The organism is Brevibacterium permense (assembly GCF_025506275.1).
Taxonomy (GTDB): domain Bacteria; phylum Actinomycetota; class Actinomycetes; order Actinomycetales; family Brevibacteriaceae; genus Brevibacterium; species Brevibacterium permense_A.
Window position 1 is genome coordinate 1 of the sequence record NZ_QYCP01000090.1, and the last position, 16,956, is coordinate 16,956.

Annotated in this window: 13 protein-coding genes; 10 read left to right on the top strand and 3 right to left on the bottom strand. The window is 65.4% G+C overall.

Features of this window, described 5'->3' with window-relative positions; genetic code table 11:
• Positions 1-147: 147 nt before the first annotated feature.
• The 10 genes from D3I60_RS11485 (at position 148) to D3I60_RS11530 (ending at position 11,914) form a co-directional block, all read left to right on the top strand.
• Positions 148-1,239: a branched-chain amino acid aminotransferase gene (locus tag D3I60_RS11485; protein ID WP_262776423.1), complete on the top strand. Its 1,092-nt coding sequence runs from the start codon at positions 148-150 to the stop codon at positions 1,237-1,239.
• Positions 1,240-1,601: 362 nt separating this feature from the next.
• The gene (locus D3I60_RS11490; protein WP_262776425.1) at positions 1,602-3,005 is read left to right on the top strand and encodes an MFS transporter; all 1,404 of its coding nucleotides are present in this window, start codon (positions 1,602-1,604) and stop codon (positions 3,003-3,005) included.
• 130 nt (positions 3,006-3,135) lie between these two features.
• Positions 3,136-4,920: a DUF222 domain-containing protein gene (locus tag D3I60_RS11495; RefSeq protein WP_262776426.1), complete on the top strand. Its 1,785-nt coding sequence runs from the start codon at positions 3,136-3,138 to the stop codon at positions 4,918-4,920.
• Between the two features lie 78 nt (positions 4,921-4,998).
• Positions 4,999-5,661 carry a GNAT family N-acetyltransferase gene (locus tag D3I60_RS11500; RefSeq protein WP_262776427.1) on the top strand — a complete coding sequence of 221 codons (663 nt, stop codon included), beginning with the start codon at positions 4,999-5,001 and terminating at the stop codon, positions 5,659-5,661.
• Between the two features lie 74 nt (positions 5,662-5,735).
• Positions 5,736-7,943, top strand: a complete 2,208-nt coding sequence (locus D3I60_RS11505; RefSeq protein ID WP_262776430.1) for a prolyl oligopeptidase family serine peptidase — start codon at positions 5,736-5,738, stop codon at positions 7,941-7,943.
• 10 nt (positions 7,944-7,953) lie between these two features.
• Entirely contained in the window at positions 7,954-9,033 is a 1,080-nt protein-coding gene (locus D3I60_RS11510) for a lipoate--protein ligase family protein (RefSeq protein ID WP_262776431.1), read from the top strand.
• Positions 9,030-9,788 carry a Type 1 glutamine amidotransferase-like domain-containing protein gene (locus D3I60_RS11515; RefSeq protein ID WP_262776434.1) on the top strand — a complete coding sequence of 253 codons (759 nt, stop codon included), beginning with the start codon at positions 9,030-9,032 and terminating at the stop codon, positions 9,786-9,788. The genes D3I60_RS11510 and D3I60_RS11515 overlap by 4 nt, the downstream gene beginning before the upstream one ends.
• 126 nt (positions 9,789-9,914) lie before the next feature.
• A complete protein-coding gene (gene thyX, locus D3I60_RS11520) occupies positions 9,915-10,700 on the top strand; it encodes an FAD-dependent thymidylate synthase (RefSeq protein WP_139468853.1) in 786 nt (261 codons plus the stop codon).
• A gap of 119 nt (positions 10,701-10,819) precedes the next feature.
• Complete coding sequence (locus D3I60_RS11525; RefSeq protein WP_262776436.1) at positions 10,820-11,398, top strand: maltokinase N-terminal cap-like domain-containing protein; 579 nt, start codon at positions 10,820-10,822, stop codon at positions 11,396-11,398.
• Positions 11,399-11,479: 81 nt separating this feature from the next.
• Positions 11,480-11,914: an HIT family protein gene (locus D3I60_RS11530; RefSeq protein ID WP_262776437.1), complete on the top strand. Its 435-nt coding sequence runs from the start codon at positions 11,480-11,482 to the stop codon at positions 11,912-11,914.
• A 73-nt stretch (positions 11,915-11,987) separates the two neighbouring features.
• Here the strand turns inward: D3I60_RS11530 and D3I60_RS11535 are convergent, their stop codons facing one another.
• From D3I60_RS11535 to D3I60_RS11545, 3 genes are all read right to left on the bottom strand, one after another.
• On the bottom strand, positions 11,988-13,043 hold the full coding sequence (locus D3I60_RS11535; protein WP_262776439.1) for a zinc-binding dehydrogenase: 1,056 nt from the start codon (positions 13,041-13,043) through the stop codon (positions 11,988-11,990).
• 88 nt (positions 13,044-13,131) lie between these two features.
• Positions 13,132-14,100, bottom strand: coding sequence for a 3-methyladenine DNA glycosylase (locus D3I60_RS11540; protein WP_262776441.1), 969 nt, complete (start codon positions 14,098-14,100; stop codon positions 13,132-13,134).
• A gap of 37 nt (positions 14,101-14,137) precedes the next feature.
• Positions 14,138-16,909, bottom strand: coding sequence for an ATP-dependent RNA helicase (locus D3I60_RS11545; RefSeq protein WP_262776442.1), 2,772 nt, complete (start codon positions 16,907-16,909; stop codon positions 14,138-14,140).
• Positions 16,910-16,956 lie beyond the last annotated feature (47 nt).

The window sequence follows — 16,956 nt, forward strand, 5'->3', positions numbered from 1 at the left end:
GGGTAACCATGGGGTCACCTCTGGGAGGATGAACCCATCCGAGCGACACCCGATTTCAGGTTTGACGACATCACCCCGGTGCGACGAGCGCCGGGGTGATGGACTACCCTGAAAGTGTCACTCATCACAAGTGAGAAAAGAGTTTCCATGACAGATTTCACCGTTCTTAAGAACCTCCAGCCGCAACCCGAGCTGGTGCGCGAGAACATCAAGAAGGATCCCGGCTTCGGCCAGTACTTCACCGACCACATGGCGCACATCCGCTATACGATCGATGACGGCTGGCAGGGGCACGAGGTCCGGCCGTATGGTCCGCTGCTGCTCGACCCGGCAGCCGCCGTCCTCCACTATGCCCAGGAGATCTTCGAGGGGCTCAAGGCCTACCGTCATGCTGACGGATCGGTATGGACGTTCCGACCCGAGCGCAATGCCGCGCGCATCAACAGGTCCGCCGAGCGTCTCGCGCTGCCACAGCTGCCCGAAGAGGACTTCATCGACTCGCTCAAGCACCTGGTCAGCCTCGATCAGGCATGGGTTCCGACGCCGGAGTCGGACGCCGATGAGTCGAGCCTGTACCTGCGGCCGTTCATGATCGCCACGGAGCGGTTCCTCGGCGTGCGGGCCAGCCACGAAGTCGACTACTACGCCATCGCGTCGCCGGCCGGACCTTACTTCTCCGGGGGCATCAAGCCGGTGTCGATCTGGCTCTCACCGAAGCTCAAGCGCGCCGGCGCGGGAGGCACGGGATTCGCCAAGTGCGGCGGCAACTATGCATCGTCGCTGGTGGCGACCAACGAGGCGGCCGCCAAGGGGTGCCAGCAGGTGCTGTTCACCGACTCGGTGGAGAACAAGTACATCGACGAGCTCGGCGGCATGAACCTCATGCTCGTGACGAAGAGCGGCAAGCTGCTCACCCCGGCGCTGAGCGATTCGATCCTCGACGGCGTCACCCGCCGTTCGCTGCTCGAACTGGCTCCTCAGCTCGGACTCGAGGCCGAAGAGCGTCAGATCTCCATCGAGGAGTGGCGCGAGGGCGCGGCCAGCGGCGAGATCGTCGAGGCGTTCGCCTGTGGCACTGCCGCGGTCATCACGCCGATCAGCAAGCTCGTCAGCGAAGACTTCACCATCGACCATGGTGAAGAGGCCGGTGAGACGACCATGGAGCTGCGTAAGACGCTGCTCGGCATCCAGTACGGACGCGTCGAGGACAAGAACAACTGGCTCGTGCGACTGGCCTGATCAGGTAAACGCTGCAGATCTGGCAGGCGTTGCCGGTCCGGCGGGCATGGCTGGTCGGGCGTTGCTGGTCTGGCGGGCGTTGCTGGTCCGATGGGCATTGTCTGATCTGGACGGCAGCCGGGCACGCTTCTGAGGTGGGCAGCTGCGAAGAGATTCGGAGCTGCCCGCCTTCTGCGTTCCGCCCGTTGTTCATCACCCGCTGTCAATTGCGCTGCGGATCTCGGTGGGCGGCTCAAACTGTGGTGGGCGGCGGATGTCGGGGTGGATGCGGAGACTGTGGTGGACTGGGGAGTGGCGTACGTGCGGTAAACGCGCGCGGAGCGTTTTACTCAGTTGTGCGTTAATTGCGGTACTGTGGCCACGTGCACACGACCACCTCGGCGTCGGTACCGACAGCCTCCGAAGTCATCGCCCACCTGCCATGGAAGTGGCGCACTCAAGGTGCCATTTTCATCATCGGCGGGCTCGGTTTCATGTTCGACGCATGGGACGTCGCCCTCAACGGATTCCTCATTCCGCTGCTCAGCGGCTATTGGAGTCTCACCGTCGGCCAGGCCGCCTGGATCGCGACCGCCAACCTCATCGGCATGGCACTTGGTGCCTTCATCTGGGGCGGCATCGCCGACGTCATCGGTCGGAAGAAGGCCTTCACTCTCACGCTCCTCGTGTTCTCGATCTTCACCGTCGCCGGAGCCTTCGCGCCCGCATATGGGTGGTTCATCCTCTTCCGCTTCCTCGCCGGATTCGGGCTCGGCGGATGTATCCCCGTCGACTACGCCCTCGTCGGGGAGTTCACTCCCAGCCGTCACCGCGGACGCGTGCTCACGGCTATGGACGGCTGGTGGCCGATCGGCGCCTCGCTCTGTGCGTTCGTGTCGGCTTACCTCCTCGGCTTCGGGGACTGGCGCCTGATCATGCTCGTCATGATCGTGCCGGCTCTGTTGACGGTGGCGGTGCGTTTCGGGATTCCGGAATCACCTCTCTATCTTGCCTCGGTCGGACGCTACGCAGAGGCCGATGCGATCATCAAGCGACTGGTCGAGCGCACCGGCGCCGACGTCGCCGAATGGACCCATGAACCAGTCAGCGGGACTGCTGCGACGCCGACCTCGGGCACAGGACCGAAGGTCAGCGGGCAGCTGCGTGCGGCCAGCGGTCAGCTGGTGCAGCTGTGGCAGCACTCCGCGAAGACGACTCTCGTCGCCTGGTCGCTGTTCGTCTCCGTCCTTCTTGTCTACTATGCGGCGCTGACATGGCTGCCGGGGATCCTCAAGAAGCAGGGGCTGGCCGATCAGGCGGCATTCCTCGTCACCGGGTCGATGACCGCGGTGGGCATCCTCGGCGTGATCGTCTCCGCGCTCATCGTCGAACGATTCGGTCGCAAATGGGTGCTCGGGGCCTCGTCGATCGTGGCCGCCATCCTCCTCGTCGGATCGGCCGTATTCATCGAAGCCTCCGGCGCCGACCTCACCTGGACCGCGAGGGCCGCAATCATCGGTTTCGGCTTCGTCATCCAGATCGCCATCCCGACGCTCTACACCTACGTCTCCGAGCTCTATCCCACCCGACTGCGCGGATCCGGTTTCGGGTGGGCGTCGGCAGCGTCTCGACTGGCGACAGGAATCGCTCCGATCGTCTTCGGTGCTTTCATGTGGCCCGTGCTCGGACTGACGCTGACATTCGTCCTCACCGGAGCGCTCGTCGTTGTCGCCGTGCTGCTCATGGGCTTCCTCGCCCGAGAGACGACCGGCGAAGAACTGAGCTGAGGCAGTCGCGAAAGCAGCGGGGCAGCTCCACCTTCATTCGTTTGGCAACGGATCTGCTTCCATGAAGCTGTGACCTGCACAGATGGGGGCCCGAAATCTCGTGTCAGTGGCGAACGATAGTGTTCTGGACATGGAAGCAAAGCAGGTTCCAGACGTGCTCACCGAGATCGCTCGGTGGTGTGAGAGCCTGTCCGAAATGCCTCCTGCCGCGACCGAGGAAGAAGCGATCGATCGCATCACGGCCATCGAGAAGCTGACCTCCGCCTGCGCCGCCGCGCAGGCCCGCGAAACCCTGACGTTCGATATGCACCGCAGGAATCGGGAAGCCGAAGACGGGATCCCGAGCAAGAAGCAGGGTCTCGGAGTCGGTGCGGAGATCGGCTTAGCCAGAAAGGTCTCCCGGCGCCGTGGCAACGCGCTGCTCAGATTCTCTCGGACCCTGCTCTTGGATCTGCCCAATGTCTACAGGGCGATGAAAGGTGGCGACATCTCGGAGGAGAAGGCCCACACGGTCGCAAAGGAATCCGACTGGCTTCCCCGTGAGAAGAAGCACGAGCTCGACGAGCGGATGGCCGGACGCCTGGCCGAGGTGGGTGTCAGGCGACTGGGCAACGAAGTGAGGGCTCTCGCACAGAGGCTCGATCAGCAGGCTGCGGTCGACCACCTCGAGCGCTGTATCGAAGAGCGCTCGGTCAGTGTGCGTCCGGCACCGGGAAACATGGCCTATCTGACCGCTCTGCTGCCGATGCCGCAGGCAGTCGCCGCATTCGCCAACCTCAAGAAGTCGGCGCAGACTGCCATCGCCGCAGGCAACGCCGATGGCCGTGGTCAGAGTCAGATCGCTGCGGATCTCTTGGTCGAGCGGCTGACCGGGCAGGCTGCTGCTGCGGCAGTGCCCACCGAAGTTCACCTCATAATGCAAGACAGCAGTCTGTTCGGGCCTGGGGAAGAATCGGCCTGGTTCCCCGGAGTCGGCCCGATCCCGGCACAAGCCGCCAGGGCCGTCGTTGCCGAAAACGACGCCGCCATCTTTATCCGCAGGCTCTACACACGACCCGAAGACGGGCAGCTCGTGAGGATGGACTCGCGCCGCAGGGAATTCTCCGGGCTGCTTCGACGCATGGTCATCTTCCGCGACGACGTCTGCCGCTCGCCCTGGTGCGAGGCACCCATCCAGCACGCCGATCATGCCGACCCGGCTGCCGGCGGCGGCGAAACCGATTGGGACAACGCCTCTGGACTGTGCGCGTCCTGCAACTATCTCAAAGAACTCAGCGGTTGGCGCCACAAGGCAACTGCCGGTGCCCTCGAGGTCGTCACACCGACCGGTCACCACTACAAAACCCGCACCAAACCACTCAGTGACCCCGATCCCGGATGCACCTCTGCTCAGGACGAGGGATTCGGTGCGAGGCATGGCCCCGGCCAACAGGATCCTCCTGATCAGCAGCACGATCGGGAACGGCAGCAATTTCCCGGTCGACAACACGGCCCCGAGCCGGGACGAGACTATGGTCCCGAAACGGGACACGAGTCCGCTCAAGCAGCGGAGGCGACGGCGTCGACCGGTGACGGAGCTCGTGCCGCGCCGCCCAGCGACGGAGGTCGTGCCGTGCCGCCCGGTGACGAAACCCGTGCCGTGCCGCCCGGTGACGAAACCCGTGCCGCGTCACCGGGCGACAGAGCTTGTGCCGTTCCTCCGAACGACCGTGACGGTGCTTCACCGGACGAAGCCGTACACGCGTTTTCGGTGCTGATCCCATGGCGGTACGTTCGCCGGACCTCGCAGCCGGCAACCGTCGAAATCGCCGGAACCACCATCGGAATCGATATCTTTGATGCTGACGAACGCCCGATGAGTCCCACCGAAGAACTCCTCTGCGCCGCAATCATCGAACACCGAGGCAGGCTGTGAACCGAGTCTGCCGAAGCGATGACAAGTGGTCACCGAAAGTTCAACTGCCCGCTCCAACACGGGACTATGGTGATAGTCATGAACGACCTCAACGGGCAGACGTCGCCCGCTGACCACATCGCGACCTCCGGCCGAGCAGACGTTCCCGCGGTCGAAATCGTGTGGGGGATGCCGTCGGGAATGGGTACGTTGTGGCAGGGAGTGCCCTCGGGGCCGGGAATCGCCGGAGTCCTCCCGCCCCGCAGCGAGGTCGAAGCAGTCTATGGGGCTGCTGCCGCCGAGCCGCCGCTGAACGAGGACCCGAGGTTCGCGGCAGTATTCGCCGACGTCTACGAAGTCTCCGTCCGCAACGGACAGGTCCTCATGACATTGACGCGGACCCAGCCCGACGGACGGCTGAGCTCATTCGCCTACGGACACCATTGGAAATGGGAAGAACAGAAATATCCGTGGGCATTCGAACTGCAGCGCCGCCTCGGCGAGTCTTCGACCGAACTCGAATCGACCTTCGCTCTCAACCTGCTCGCCCGTGATCCGAACCGGCGGGAACGAGGTTTGGGACGGCGCACTCTCGAGGCGTGGGTCGGGGAGGTCGGTCGCTTCGGCTGCTGGCTGCAGACCGACGATATCGACAGTCCGGCACGACGGCTCTACGAGGAACTCGGCTTCACCGAACTCGGCCACGGGCCTGAAGCACCCAACGGGCACCCCGGTTTGGTCATGTTCCGCAGCCCGCGGTGAGAAATCCTCGTCTGAACAGTTCTTAGTCAGCGGCACCAAGCGGCTGAGTCAGCGGCAGTCATTAGGATGGGGCCATGCGTGAAGAAGACTCCTCAAAGACGGCCTCGACGGTGAACGCCGAACTGCCCGACGACGAAAACATCTGGCTCGAAGACATCTACGGCGAGGAGCAGATCGCCTGGGTGAAAGACCAGAACGTGAAGACCCTCGAGCGATTCCACGACGGACTCTTCGACGACATCTCCGGTGATCTGCGCACCGCACTGGACTCCGACGACCGCATCCCGATGGTCACCAAACGCGGGGACCACTTCTATAACTTCTGGCGGGACAAGACGAACCCGAAGGGCCTGTGGCGACGCACCTCCTGGGACAGCTACCGCACGGCCACCCCCGACTGGGAAGTGCTGCTCGACCTCGACGAACTGGCCGCAGAGGAAGACACCGCCTGGGTCTGGTCAGGAGCGATGGTGCGCCGCAGCGACAACCGCCGCGCGCTCGTCCTCCTGTCCCCGGACGGAGGCGACTCACACCGAGTCCGCGAATTCGACCTCGATGACCGCGCCTTCGTCGACGGCGGCTTCGACATCCCCGCCGCCAAAACACGGTTGGCCTGGCTCGACGACGACACCGTGCTCGTTGCCACCGAAACCGACGCTGACTCACTGACGACCTCGTCCTACCCACGCCAAGCCCGAGCGCTCCGCCGAGGTCAGAGCCTCGACGACGCCCCGATCGTCGCCGAAGTGCCACGCGACCATGTGGCGATCTTCGTCGGCAGCGACATCCGCCCCGACACCGAGGCCACCGACCGTGCCGTCATCATCGACGCCATCGACTTCTTCAACTCGACGATGAGCTTCCTCGACCTCGCCGACATCACGAGCGCAGACGGTTCGCTGTCAGTCGAACCGACAGCATGGGCCGACGCGCTCAACAGGGTCGACGTCCCCACCGACGTCGAGGTCGGCTTCGAGCGCGACCTCCTGCTCTTCCGACCCCAGTCGACGTGGACGTCCGCCACCACCGAGGTGGCCGCCGGCGGCCTCGCCATCGCCGATATCGATGCAGTCAAGTCAGGCGAGATCGCTCCGCGCGTGATCTTCACCCCCGACGCCCACACCTCCCTGCAGTCCTTCACCTTCACCCGGGACTACCTCGTGCTCGAGCTGCTCGCCGACGTGCAGTCGAAGCTCACGGTCCTCGACCTGGGCAACGGCTTCGCCGAATCCGCCCTGCCCGGAGTCCCGGCCAACCATATGGTCGGCCTCGGCGCGGTCGATCAGTACGACCCGGCCACCGCCAACGACTTCTGGATGGTCAGCACCGGCTTCCTCACGCCCTCGACATTGTCGTACGGCACCTTGGGCCCCTCGGACGAAGCTGCGGGAACGAACTCCGACGAGTCCACCATCGAGGTGATCAAGTCAGCCCCGGCGATGTTCGATGCCGAAGGGCTGAGCGTCGAGCAGCACTTCGCCACCAGCGCCGACGGGACGAAGATCCCGTACTTCCAGATCGGAGCCGATGACCTCGCACTCGACGGAGAGAATCCCACCCTGCTCGACGGCTACGGCGGCTTCGAAGTCAGCCGCACTCCCGGATACTCACCCGTCGTCGGCATCGGCTGGCTCAGCCGCAGCACCACCGGCAACACCCTCCCGGCAGGTCGCCGAGGCGTCTATGTCCTCGCGAACATCCGCGGCGGAGGCGAATACGGACCCGAATGGCACACATCGGCGATGCGGGAGAACCGCATGCGCTGCTATGAAGATCACTCGGCCGTGGCACGCGATCTCATTGCCCGCGGAGTGACGAGCCCGAAGACGCTCGCCTGCGCCGGCGGATCCAACGGGGGCCTGCTGGTGGGCAATATGCTCACCCAATATCCCGAGCTCTTCGGTGCTGTGTCCTGCGGCGTTCCGCTGCTGGACATGGCCCGATACACGAAGCTCAGCGCCGGCTATTCGTGGAAAGCCGAGTACGGAGACCCGGACGTGGCCGAGGACTGGGCGTTCATCAGAGAATTCTCTCCTTACCACCTCCTCGAGAACGGTCAGGACTATCCGCCGGTGCTGTTCTGGACGGCCACGTCGGATGATCGGGTGGGCCCGGTGCAGGCACGAAAGATGGCCGCCCGGATGCAGGCGCACGGAATCGAGAACGTGTGGTTCTTCGAAGACACCGAAGGCGGACATTCCGCCGCTTCGGACAATGAGCAGACCGCGTTCACCCGGGCGCTGAGCTACCGGTTCATGTGGAACGCACTGACAGGGGAGTAGGTTGGGAGACATGACGAACGAGACGCAGCACTTCCACGGCGAGTACAAGGTCATCGGCGGCAAACTCGTCGTTGCCGATGTCACCACCGACGGTCAGACCATCACCGAGGTGAAGATCTCCGGGGACTTCTTCCTCGAACCCGAGGAAGCCTATTTCGACCTGGCACCGGCACTCGTCGGCGCCAGCGTCACTGCCGATAATGCGGCGCTGCGCGGTCGCCTCGACGCGGCTCTGGCCGGCTACGGTTCGGAACTGGCGATGCACGGCTTCTCCACCGCCGATATCGCCACCGTCGTGCGCCGGGCGTTGGGTTCGGCGGCGAACTTCACTGACTTCGACTGGCAGGTCATCCGCGGCGAGGTGTTGCCGACCCAGCTCAATGTGGCGCTCGATCAGGTTCTGCTCGAGGAAGTCGCAGCAGGTCGCAGGCAGCCGACCCTGCGGTTCTGGGAATGGGAGGACACGGCTACCGTCATCGGGGCCTTCCAGTCCTACGTCAACGAGCTGCGGCCCGAAGGCGTGGAGAAGTACGACGTCCAGGTCGTGCGTCGCATCTCAGGCGGAGGTGCGATGTTCATGGAGGGCGGCAACTGCATCACCTATTCGATGTTCGTCCCGCCTTCCCTCGTCGCCGGCCTCGACTATGAGGAGTCGTATGTGTTCCTCGACCAGTGGGTGCTCGCGGCTCTCAAAACTCTCGGCGTGGAGGCATTCTACAAGCCGATCAACGACATCTCCTCGACCGGAGGCAAGATCGGCGGTGCCGCACAGAAGCGCAATCGCGACGGCACACTGCTCCACCACGCGACGATGAGCTACGACATCGACGCGGACAAGATGGTCGAAGTTCTGCGCATCGGCGAAGCGAAGATCTCCGACAAGGGAGTGGCGAGCGCGAAGAAACGCGTCGATCCGCTGCGGAGTCAGACCGGTGAGGCGCGCAAGGACATCATCGATGTCATGGCGGACACCTTCGCCACCCGCTACGGGGCCACTTACGGCACCTACACAGAGGAGGAACTCAAGCGGGCCCAGGAACTCGTCGATGAGAAGTTCGGGACCGAGAAGTGGACGCACCGAGTGCCGTGAGCACCTCTGAATCCACCGCTTTCCGGGGCACGATCGTGGCCCTCGGCGGCGGTGGGTTCTCGATGTCCGAGACCGGGGAATCGGCTATTGACGACGAGCTTCTGCAGATGGCGACTCGACGAGCCCATGCCGTCCATCAGGAAGGCACCGGCACCGGCACCGCATCACTCATTCCACACGTCTGCTTCGTCCCGACGGCATCCGGCGACAGCCGCGACTACATCGAGAGGTTCGAAGCGGCGTTCGAGGCGCGGGCGCGAACCCATGTCCTCTCCCTGTTCGGGCAGAGCCCGTGGGACTACCAAGATCCGGCGATGCTGCTCGACATGGACCTCATCTACGTCGGCGGCGGCTCCACGGCGAACCTGCTCAGCCTCTGGCGGAGGCATGGCGTCGACCAACGGATGAGAGATGCGGCCGCCGGAGGATCGATCCTCGCCGGCATCAGCGCCGGTGCGAACTGCTGGTTCGAAGCATCTTCGACGGACTCGTTCGGTTCGCTGGCACCGCTGAACGACGGGCTCGGATTCCTGCGGGGGAGTGCCTGCCCGCACTTCCATGGAGAACCCGGACGGAAGGAATCCTTCCGGGAATGGATCGCGCAGGGCCGGCTTCCCGTCCCCGGAATCGCCATCGATGATCATGCCGCGGTCGTATACGTCGACGGTGCGGCCACCTCGGTGATGGAGGAATCCGCAGGGGCGCAAGCGTTCGTCGTCGATACGGGCGGTCGCCTGCACAGCCTCGACGTATAGGCTTCCGTCGCACCTGTCCGCCAAGACGGTTGAGGCGAGGAGAATTTCGGTGCGGACCGGTCGCCGCAACCAGCCGGGCTGTCTGTAGGATTGGGAATCAATCACGTCCCCTTCACTAGGAGAGCCATGCGCCAGGTCGAACCGTCCGTTGAACTGCTCGCCAAGCCCAATATCGATTGGGAAGCGATGAGGACTTACCTCGACGAGGTGGGCGGTACCTCCTGGGCGGACCGGGTCGAAGATGCGGAATCTCCCGACGCCGAGGATCTCCTCGAGTTCTCCGGACGCATGTGCTACCGCTCATGGGAGCCGGGACTCAACCCGAACGTCTCGCGTGTGCGCACCGATTCCGCGCAGTACCTCGGCAACGTCGTGAAGTCCCAGCACGGATCCGTGCTCGAACACGCGAACTTCACCTTCGTCCTCCACAACGTCTCGCGCGTGCTCACCCACGAACTGATCCGCCACCGCGCGGGATCGGCGTTCTCGCAGGAATCGCTGCGCTACGTCCGCCTCACGGACATCCCGTTCTGGTTCCCTGAGTGGGCCCGTGAAGATCCCGAACTCATGGAACGCAGCCTCAAGGTCCTCGACACACTCGAGGAGCACCAGCAGTGGATGGCCGATCATTTCGAGCTTGACGAGGAGGGCACGAAGTTCTCCCACAAGAAGCACATGACCTCGTTCATGCGCCGCTTCGCCCCCGAGGGCCTGGCCACCGGAATCGTCTACACCGCGAACCTGCGTTCTCTGCGCCACGTCATCGAAATGCGCACTGCGAAGGGCGCTGAAGAGGAGATCCGCCTCATCTTCAACAAGATCGGCGAGGTCATGCGCGAAGAGGCACCGGCAGTCTTCGCTGACTACGAAGTCGTCGACGGAGAATGGATCCCCGGCACCCGCAAAGCCTGAGACCACGCAAGGCCTGTTGCGAAGCGTCCGGAGGCCTCCGAGCGCCTCACACCTACAGACACCTGACACGTCGAGCCACACCTGACGCCGATGTCAGACAGATTTCAGGAGGAACCGTCATGGCAGATATCTACGCTGCTCAGCTCAACCCCGGCAAGCTCGACGTAGTCACCGACTGGGTAGCCAAGCAGGACTGGGCCGCCGAGCTCGACCTCGCGGTGCACCCGCTCGAGGCCGTCACCGCGTACCGATTCGACGATCCCGCCGGCGAAGTGGGCATCGAGATCCACATCGTGAAGAGCAGCGATCAGCTGCTGCAGGTGCCGCTGACCTATCGCGGAGCACCGCTCGAGGGCGCCGACGAAGCATTCGTGGCGAATATGGAGCATTCGGTGCTCGGCAAGCGGTGGGTCTACGCCGGCATGGGTGATCCGCTGTTCCGGCAGCGCCTCGACCACACCATCGCCACCGCGTCGACCGCGGCGAAGCAGTACCGCGTCGACGCTGAAGGCAACCGGGGCGAAGAGATCACCGAGGTGGCCCACGCCTTCGGGACGGGACCGCTGCCGGGTGCCGGCGACGTCGAGATCCTCTACCGCCTGTCGCCCGAGTCACCGGCGGAGAAGACCGACGCCGGTCTGCTGCTGGGCCGCTGGGAAGGCCAGGACACGAACGTCGTCCTCGCCATCATGGTCTGAGGGCTCGCCTATGTGATCTGAGGGGCCCGGGCTAAACGCCGTACGGCACAGCCAACTCGTTGCGGGGAGGAATCGGAACTCATGAGCATCGACTGCATCTTCTGCCAGATCGTCGCAGGTGACGCGCCGAGTGCGCCGATCGCCGAGACCGAGTCGACCTTCGCGTTCATGGACATCCAGCCCGGGTCGGACGGGCATCTGCTCGTCGTGCCGAAACGTCACAGCACGGACCTGCGGGACATCCCGGCCGAAGATCTGTCTGCGGTGGCGCTCGAATCCCAGCGCATCGCCAAGCACGCTTTCGACGCGTGGGGAGCCGACGGCGTCAATCTCCTCAACTGCTGTGGCGCCGATGCGTGGCAGACGGTCTTCCACTTCCATATGCACGTCATTCCGCGCTACCGGGACAAGGGCAAAGACCGCCTGCGTCTGCCGTTCGAACCCGGCATCCGCGGGAATCAGGAGCTCATCGGATCCCTGGCCGCGAGCATGCGGGAGTCACTCGGCGACGAATGAGGCAATGCCGTGACCGCCGCCGTTGCGCTCGACCTCGCCGAGGCGACGCACAGTGCCCGGGCCGTCGGCCGTCTCACCTGGTCAGGTCGATGATCGTCATCCCCGCCGAGGCAGAGGGTGACCCCATCGCCTCCATCGCCGCGGGCGCCTCGTCGAGGCCGATGACAGTGCTGACCAGGTCCTGTGGTCGCAGCCGTCCCTTAACGACAAGGTCCACGAGCTCAGGGTACTCGGCTGCAGCCATTCCGTGCGAGCCGAGCACGCTGAGTTCGAGAGCGATCACGCGCGGCAGATCGACGACCGGCTCGGCAGACAGCAGTCCGATCTGCACATGCCGACCCAATGGTGCCAGAGCACCGATTGCCGCCCGGATCGTGTCCTCCCTGCCCAGGGCATCGACGGTCACAGCCACCCCGTCAGGATCGGTCGACGCGAACTGCGCGACCACCTCGGCGCTCAGGTCCTCGGGACTGAGATCCCGTGCGTTGACGCATCGTGCTGCGCCGAACTCACGGGCGGATTCCAAGGCCGCATCGCTGACGTCGATGGCGACCGCCTTCGCGCCAAGGGCCCGAGCGATCATGATCGTCGACAGTCCCACCCCGCCGCAGCCGAAGACGGCGACCGTTTCGTCCGCGGCAAGGCGAGCCCGCACGCGCAGACCATGGAAGGCCGTGGCGAATCGACACCCGAGCCCGACGACGGCCGCGGCCGGCAGATCCTCGGGCACGGCCACGAGGTTGGCATCGGCATTGTGGATGACGACCTGATCCGCCCACGATCCGAAATGTGTGAATCCCGGCTGCGTCTGATCGGGGCACACCTGCGCATTGCCGGAAACGCACCACCGGCAGCTCCCGCACCCGCACACAAAAGGAACGGTCACACGCTGGCCGACGTGGAAGTCCTGTACGCCCACACCGGCCGAGGCGACCCTCCCGACCAGCTCATGCCCGGGTACGTGGGGCAGGGTGATCGTCGAATCGTGGCCGGCCCACGCGTGATGGTCGCTGCGGCACACCCCGGTGGCTTCGACGTCGATGACGACGCCGGCATCGGGGGCCGTGGGAGCGGGAATCTCATGAAGCTGGGGGCGGACGGAGAACTGATCGAAGACGATGGCGCGCATACCGTCGATCGTAGGGCGCGTGCCCGGCGGGAGCCGAGTGTGTCCGCTCTATGGCAACGGCCCGTCAGATGCCCGACCCGCCGACACCTCAGCGCGGATGAACTCCCGCGACCGCCAAAGCTTCGAGCAGGCGCGACCGCAGCGCCTGCGCCCTGTCGGAGAAATCCTTCTGCCGCTCCATGTACTCGGCCTTGCCCGCTGCGGTCTCGATGGGGACGACCCCGTAGCCCCATCCGCGCAGGTCATAGGGGGAGGCCTCCATGTCCAGGGTGCGGATGTCGAGCGCGAGGTCGAAGCAGTCGACGACGAGATCCGAATCAGCGATCGGCGAGATCTTCATCGCCCATTTGTACAGATCCATCCCCGCGTGCAGACACCCGGGCTGCTCGTTGGCGATCATGCCCTCGCGGCTCGGCTGCAAGGTGTTGAGCGGACGCGCGGGTTCGGTGAAGAAACGGAACGCATCATGATGCGAACACTGGATGCGGTGGCCTTCGACCACATCGTCGGTCTCGGCGTGGCTCAGCCGCAGCGGCACCTGCTGATGGCGGCGCTGCTCGTCGGTGAGACGGTAGACCATTGCCCATTCGTGGATGCCGAAGCACCCGAAGTTCGCTTCCCGACCCAATGTCGACGACAGCAGGGAGGCGATGAACTTCGCCCCGTCTCCACGGTCGGTGCGCCAGGACTCGAGGTCCACCTCGGCGAAATTCTGCGCATCGTCGATGCGATACCACCGACGATCGAAATACCGACGATCTTCGGCCGTCTCAAGCGCGACACGCACACCTGGCCCGGGATGCCACTTCTTCAGCTGCCCGACCTTGAACGGGTAGTAGGTGAAGAGGAAGTCCTCGACCGGGTGGGTCTCCTGTCGCATCCGCCGCCCGATATGCGCATCGGTGCGCTCGGCGATCCGATGCTCGTGCTCGTCACGCGGCTCGCGCCAGATCTCGGCAGGAACGACACCGTCGCCGAGGCGGCCCGACGATGCGTCGGTGCGCTCGGTCGCCGCCCTGTACGGGGCGGAGGTCGTGGTCGAGAGTGCGGAAGTCACCGCACCATTGTCCCAGACGGTCGAGTCGGGCTCCAGCTCAGCGACCGGAGCGCTTCGTGCCCTTCGCCGCAGGCGCGGTGAGTGGATCCTCCGGCCACGGATGCTTCGGGTAGCGGCCCCGGTTCTCGGCCCTGACATGGGCATACGCATTCGCCCAGAATGACGCGAGATCACTGGTGACCGCCAGGGGCCGCCTGGCGGGGGAGAGCAGATGCATGGTGACCTCAACCCTTCCGTCGCAGATGCGAGGCACGTCGGTCCAGCCGAAGCACTCCTGGAGTTTGACCGCGAGGATCGGGCTCGGGAGCTCGACGAGGTCGGGGTCCGGATACTCGAGGCGGATGTGTGATCCGCTGGGCACCTCGATATGGGTCGGCGCAAGCTCGTCGAGCCGGGCCGCCTCGGGCCAGGGCAGCATGCCGCGCAGCGCGGAGACGAGGTCCACGCGGGCAGGATCGGAGCCCTTCGCGATCCGGTCGAGTGCATCAGGACACCACTGGTCGAGCGTGTCAGAGAGGTGCTCCCACGTCACGTCCGGCCACGGGTCCCCGTAGATCGCGCGGAGCAGTCCCAGCCGGGCGCGCAGCGATTCGAAAGCCTCGGAGGGACGCAGAACCTCGCGGGCTCCTCGTTCGCGCACCGATTCGGCGATGGCACGGCGGGCGAGTTCTGGGCCGGCCTGGATCGGGGTGGAGGTCAGTTCGATTCCGCCGAGGCGGCCGCGCCGTACCGCGCGGACCTTCCCGGACTCGAACGTCGCCGTCTCCTCCGTGTGCAGCAGTCCGGCGCCGGCGAGTTCTGCGGTGTCGACGCCGATGGGAACAGCTGATCGGATGATCGCACGCGATCCGGCCAGGCCCACCTCGGCGATGGCCAACCATGGGCTGCCCTGCAGTGAGGAGTCTCGGGGCAGGCTCGCCGCCGTGCCTGAGGCGAGCAGGTATTCGGAATCGGAGGCGCTGCGCTGACGCGCGATCTGCAGGGGATAGGACAGCGCCGTGACGAGTCCGAGGTCCTCGGGAGTCAGCGCTGTGCCGGAATCGCCGGTGACTTCAGCGCGGTCGCCGAATCCACCGTTCCCGGTGTCGTCTCCCGTGTCGCCGCCATCACCGCCCGAGGCGAATTCGCGTGCGATCGACGCGAACCGTTTGCGGTCCTGAGCGAATCGGGCGTCCTTGCTGCGCCGCAGGTGCCGCAGCAGAGCGGAGAGATCGGCGCCCAGAGCCCTCTGCTCGGATTCGATGACGGCGACCGCTTCTGCCGCACGAGCGGGAGACAGCAGCGCAGCTCCGTCGAGGAGGCCACGTGCCGACCACACCGAGGCGGGAACCGCCGCGATCGCCCGCCCTGTCTGGGTGACGTGCAGTGCCGATATCGGGAACTCGGCGGTGTCGGGGCGCTCACCGGTTCGGCGCCCATCGGCGGAGCGCTCGCCTCCTGCACTGTCCATTGCCGCCGCCGAGATCTCCACGGCTCCCAAGGCGACCAGGTTGTCGACCGCCTGCCGCTTCGGTCCGGCTGGCAGCGGATCAGGCAGGAGGGACTCGTCGCCGCCCCACACAGCGAGTGCGAGCACTGCGGAGGTGAGATCGGAGGTCGCGATTTCGGGAGGAGTGTGCTCGGGCAGGCTCGCCCAATCCGCCTCTGACATGCACCGATACGCAACACCCGGTCCTTGCCGGGCGGCACGACCGGAACGCTGTGTTCCCGAAGCCTTCGACTCCCGCATCGTGACCAGCCCGGACATGCGCCGCCTCGTATCCAGCCGTGGTCCCCGGGAGAGCCCGGAGTCGACGACGATGCGCACTCCGTCGATCGTCAGTGCCGACTCGGCCACCGACGTCGAGACGATGACGCGACGGTCCCGTCCCTGGTCGGCGCGTGGGCGCAGAATCGCGTCCTGCTCCTTAGCGGGGGTCCGCCCCATGAGAGTGTGCACCTCGACCGAGTCACCGGTACCCGAACCACCGGAGCCGATCGGTCCACCACCGGCTCCCGAACCGCCATCTGATTCCACACGGCGCCGCACGCGAGAGGCCACCTCGTCGACTTCGCGTGCACCGGGAGCGAAGACGAGGACGTCGCCCTCGCCGGTCTCAGTCAGCGCATGCACCGTCGTCGCCGCCAGATGATCAAGGAAATCCCAGGTCACACCCCGCGCGTCAAAGGGCCGCTCCTTCGCCGGCGCCCACCGTATTTCTAAGGGATGAGGATCGGCGGACACCGACAGCAGCGTCGCCGGCGACTGCGGTCCGTCACCGAGACGCGCGGCCCACAGCTGCGCATCCAAGGTCGCCGACATGACGACCACGGAGAGATCCTCGCGCAGATCAGCCAGTTCCCGGCACATCGCGAACGCGAGATCCGTATCCAGCTGTCGCTCATGCACCTCGTCGAGAATGACCCCGTCGATACTGGTCAGCTCCGGATCGCGCAGCAGTCGGGACAGAAGCACACCCGTGGTGACGAACTCGATCCGTGTCGCCCGCGAGGTCCGCGACTCTCCGCGGACGGTGAACCCCACCACCTCGCCGAGGCGGGTCCCCGTCAACGACGCGAGCCGCCTGGCCGCGGCGCGGGCTGCCATCCGCCGGGGCTGGGTGACGATGATGCGGCCCGGACCAGTCAGGTGCTCAGCGATCATCGGCGGCACCACGGTGGTCTTACCGGTTCCGGGAGGAGCCTCCACGACCAATCTCGGGGCGGGGGTCGCCTCGGCGAGGCCCAGCTCATCGATGAGCCGGGCGGCAGGCAAGCCGGCCCCGATGCGGGCGAGATCGAAGGTGTGCGGGAGGTGCGGATCGGGCATGCCACCAGTCTCTCAGCAGGGCGGCCCCGCCCGCACACGGGACACAG

Coding starts and splice junctions, on each gene's coding strand:
- D3I60_RS11485 (WP_262776423.1), top strand. CDS start 148: ATGACAGATTTCACCGTTCTTAAGAACCTCCAGCCGCAACCCGAGCTG.
- D3I60_RS11495 (WP_262776426.1), top strand. CDS start 3,136: ATGGAAGCAAAGCAGGTTCCAGACGTGCTCACCGAGATCGCTCGGTGG.
- D3I60_RS11500 (WP_262776427.1), top strand. CDS start 4,999: ATGAACGACCTCAACGGGCAGACGTCGCCCGCTGACCACATCGCGACC.
- D3I60_RS11505 (WP_262776430.1), top strand. CDS start 5,736: ATGCGTGAAGAAGACTCCTCAAAGACGGCCTCGACGGTGAACGCCGAA.
- D3I60_RS11510 (WP_262776431.1), top strand. CDS start 7,954: ATGACGAACGAGACGCAGCACTTCCACGGCGAGTACAAGGTCATCGGC.
- thyX (WP_139468853.1), top strand. CDS start 9,915: ATGCGCCAGGTCGAACCGTCCGTTGAACTGCTCGCCAAGCCCAATATC.
- D3I60_RS11525 (WP_262776436.1), top strand. CDS start 10,820: ATGGCAGATATCTACGCTGCTCAGCTCAACCCCGGCAAGCTCGACGTA.
- D3I60_RS11530 (WP_262776437.1), top strand. CDS start 11,480: ATGAGCATCGACTGCATCTTCTGCCAGATCGTCGCAGGTGACGCGCCG.
- D3I60_RS11535 (WP_262776439.1), bottom strand. CDS start 13,043: ATGCGCGCCATCGTCTTCGATCAGTTCTCCGTCCGCCCCCAGCTTCAT.
- D3I60_RS11545 (WP_262776442.1), bottom strand. CDS start 16,909: ATGCCCGATCCGCACCTCCCGCACACCTTCGATCTCGCCCGCATCGGG.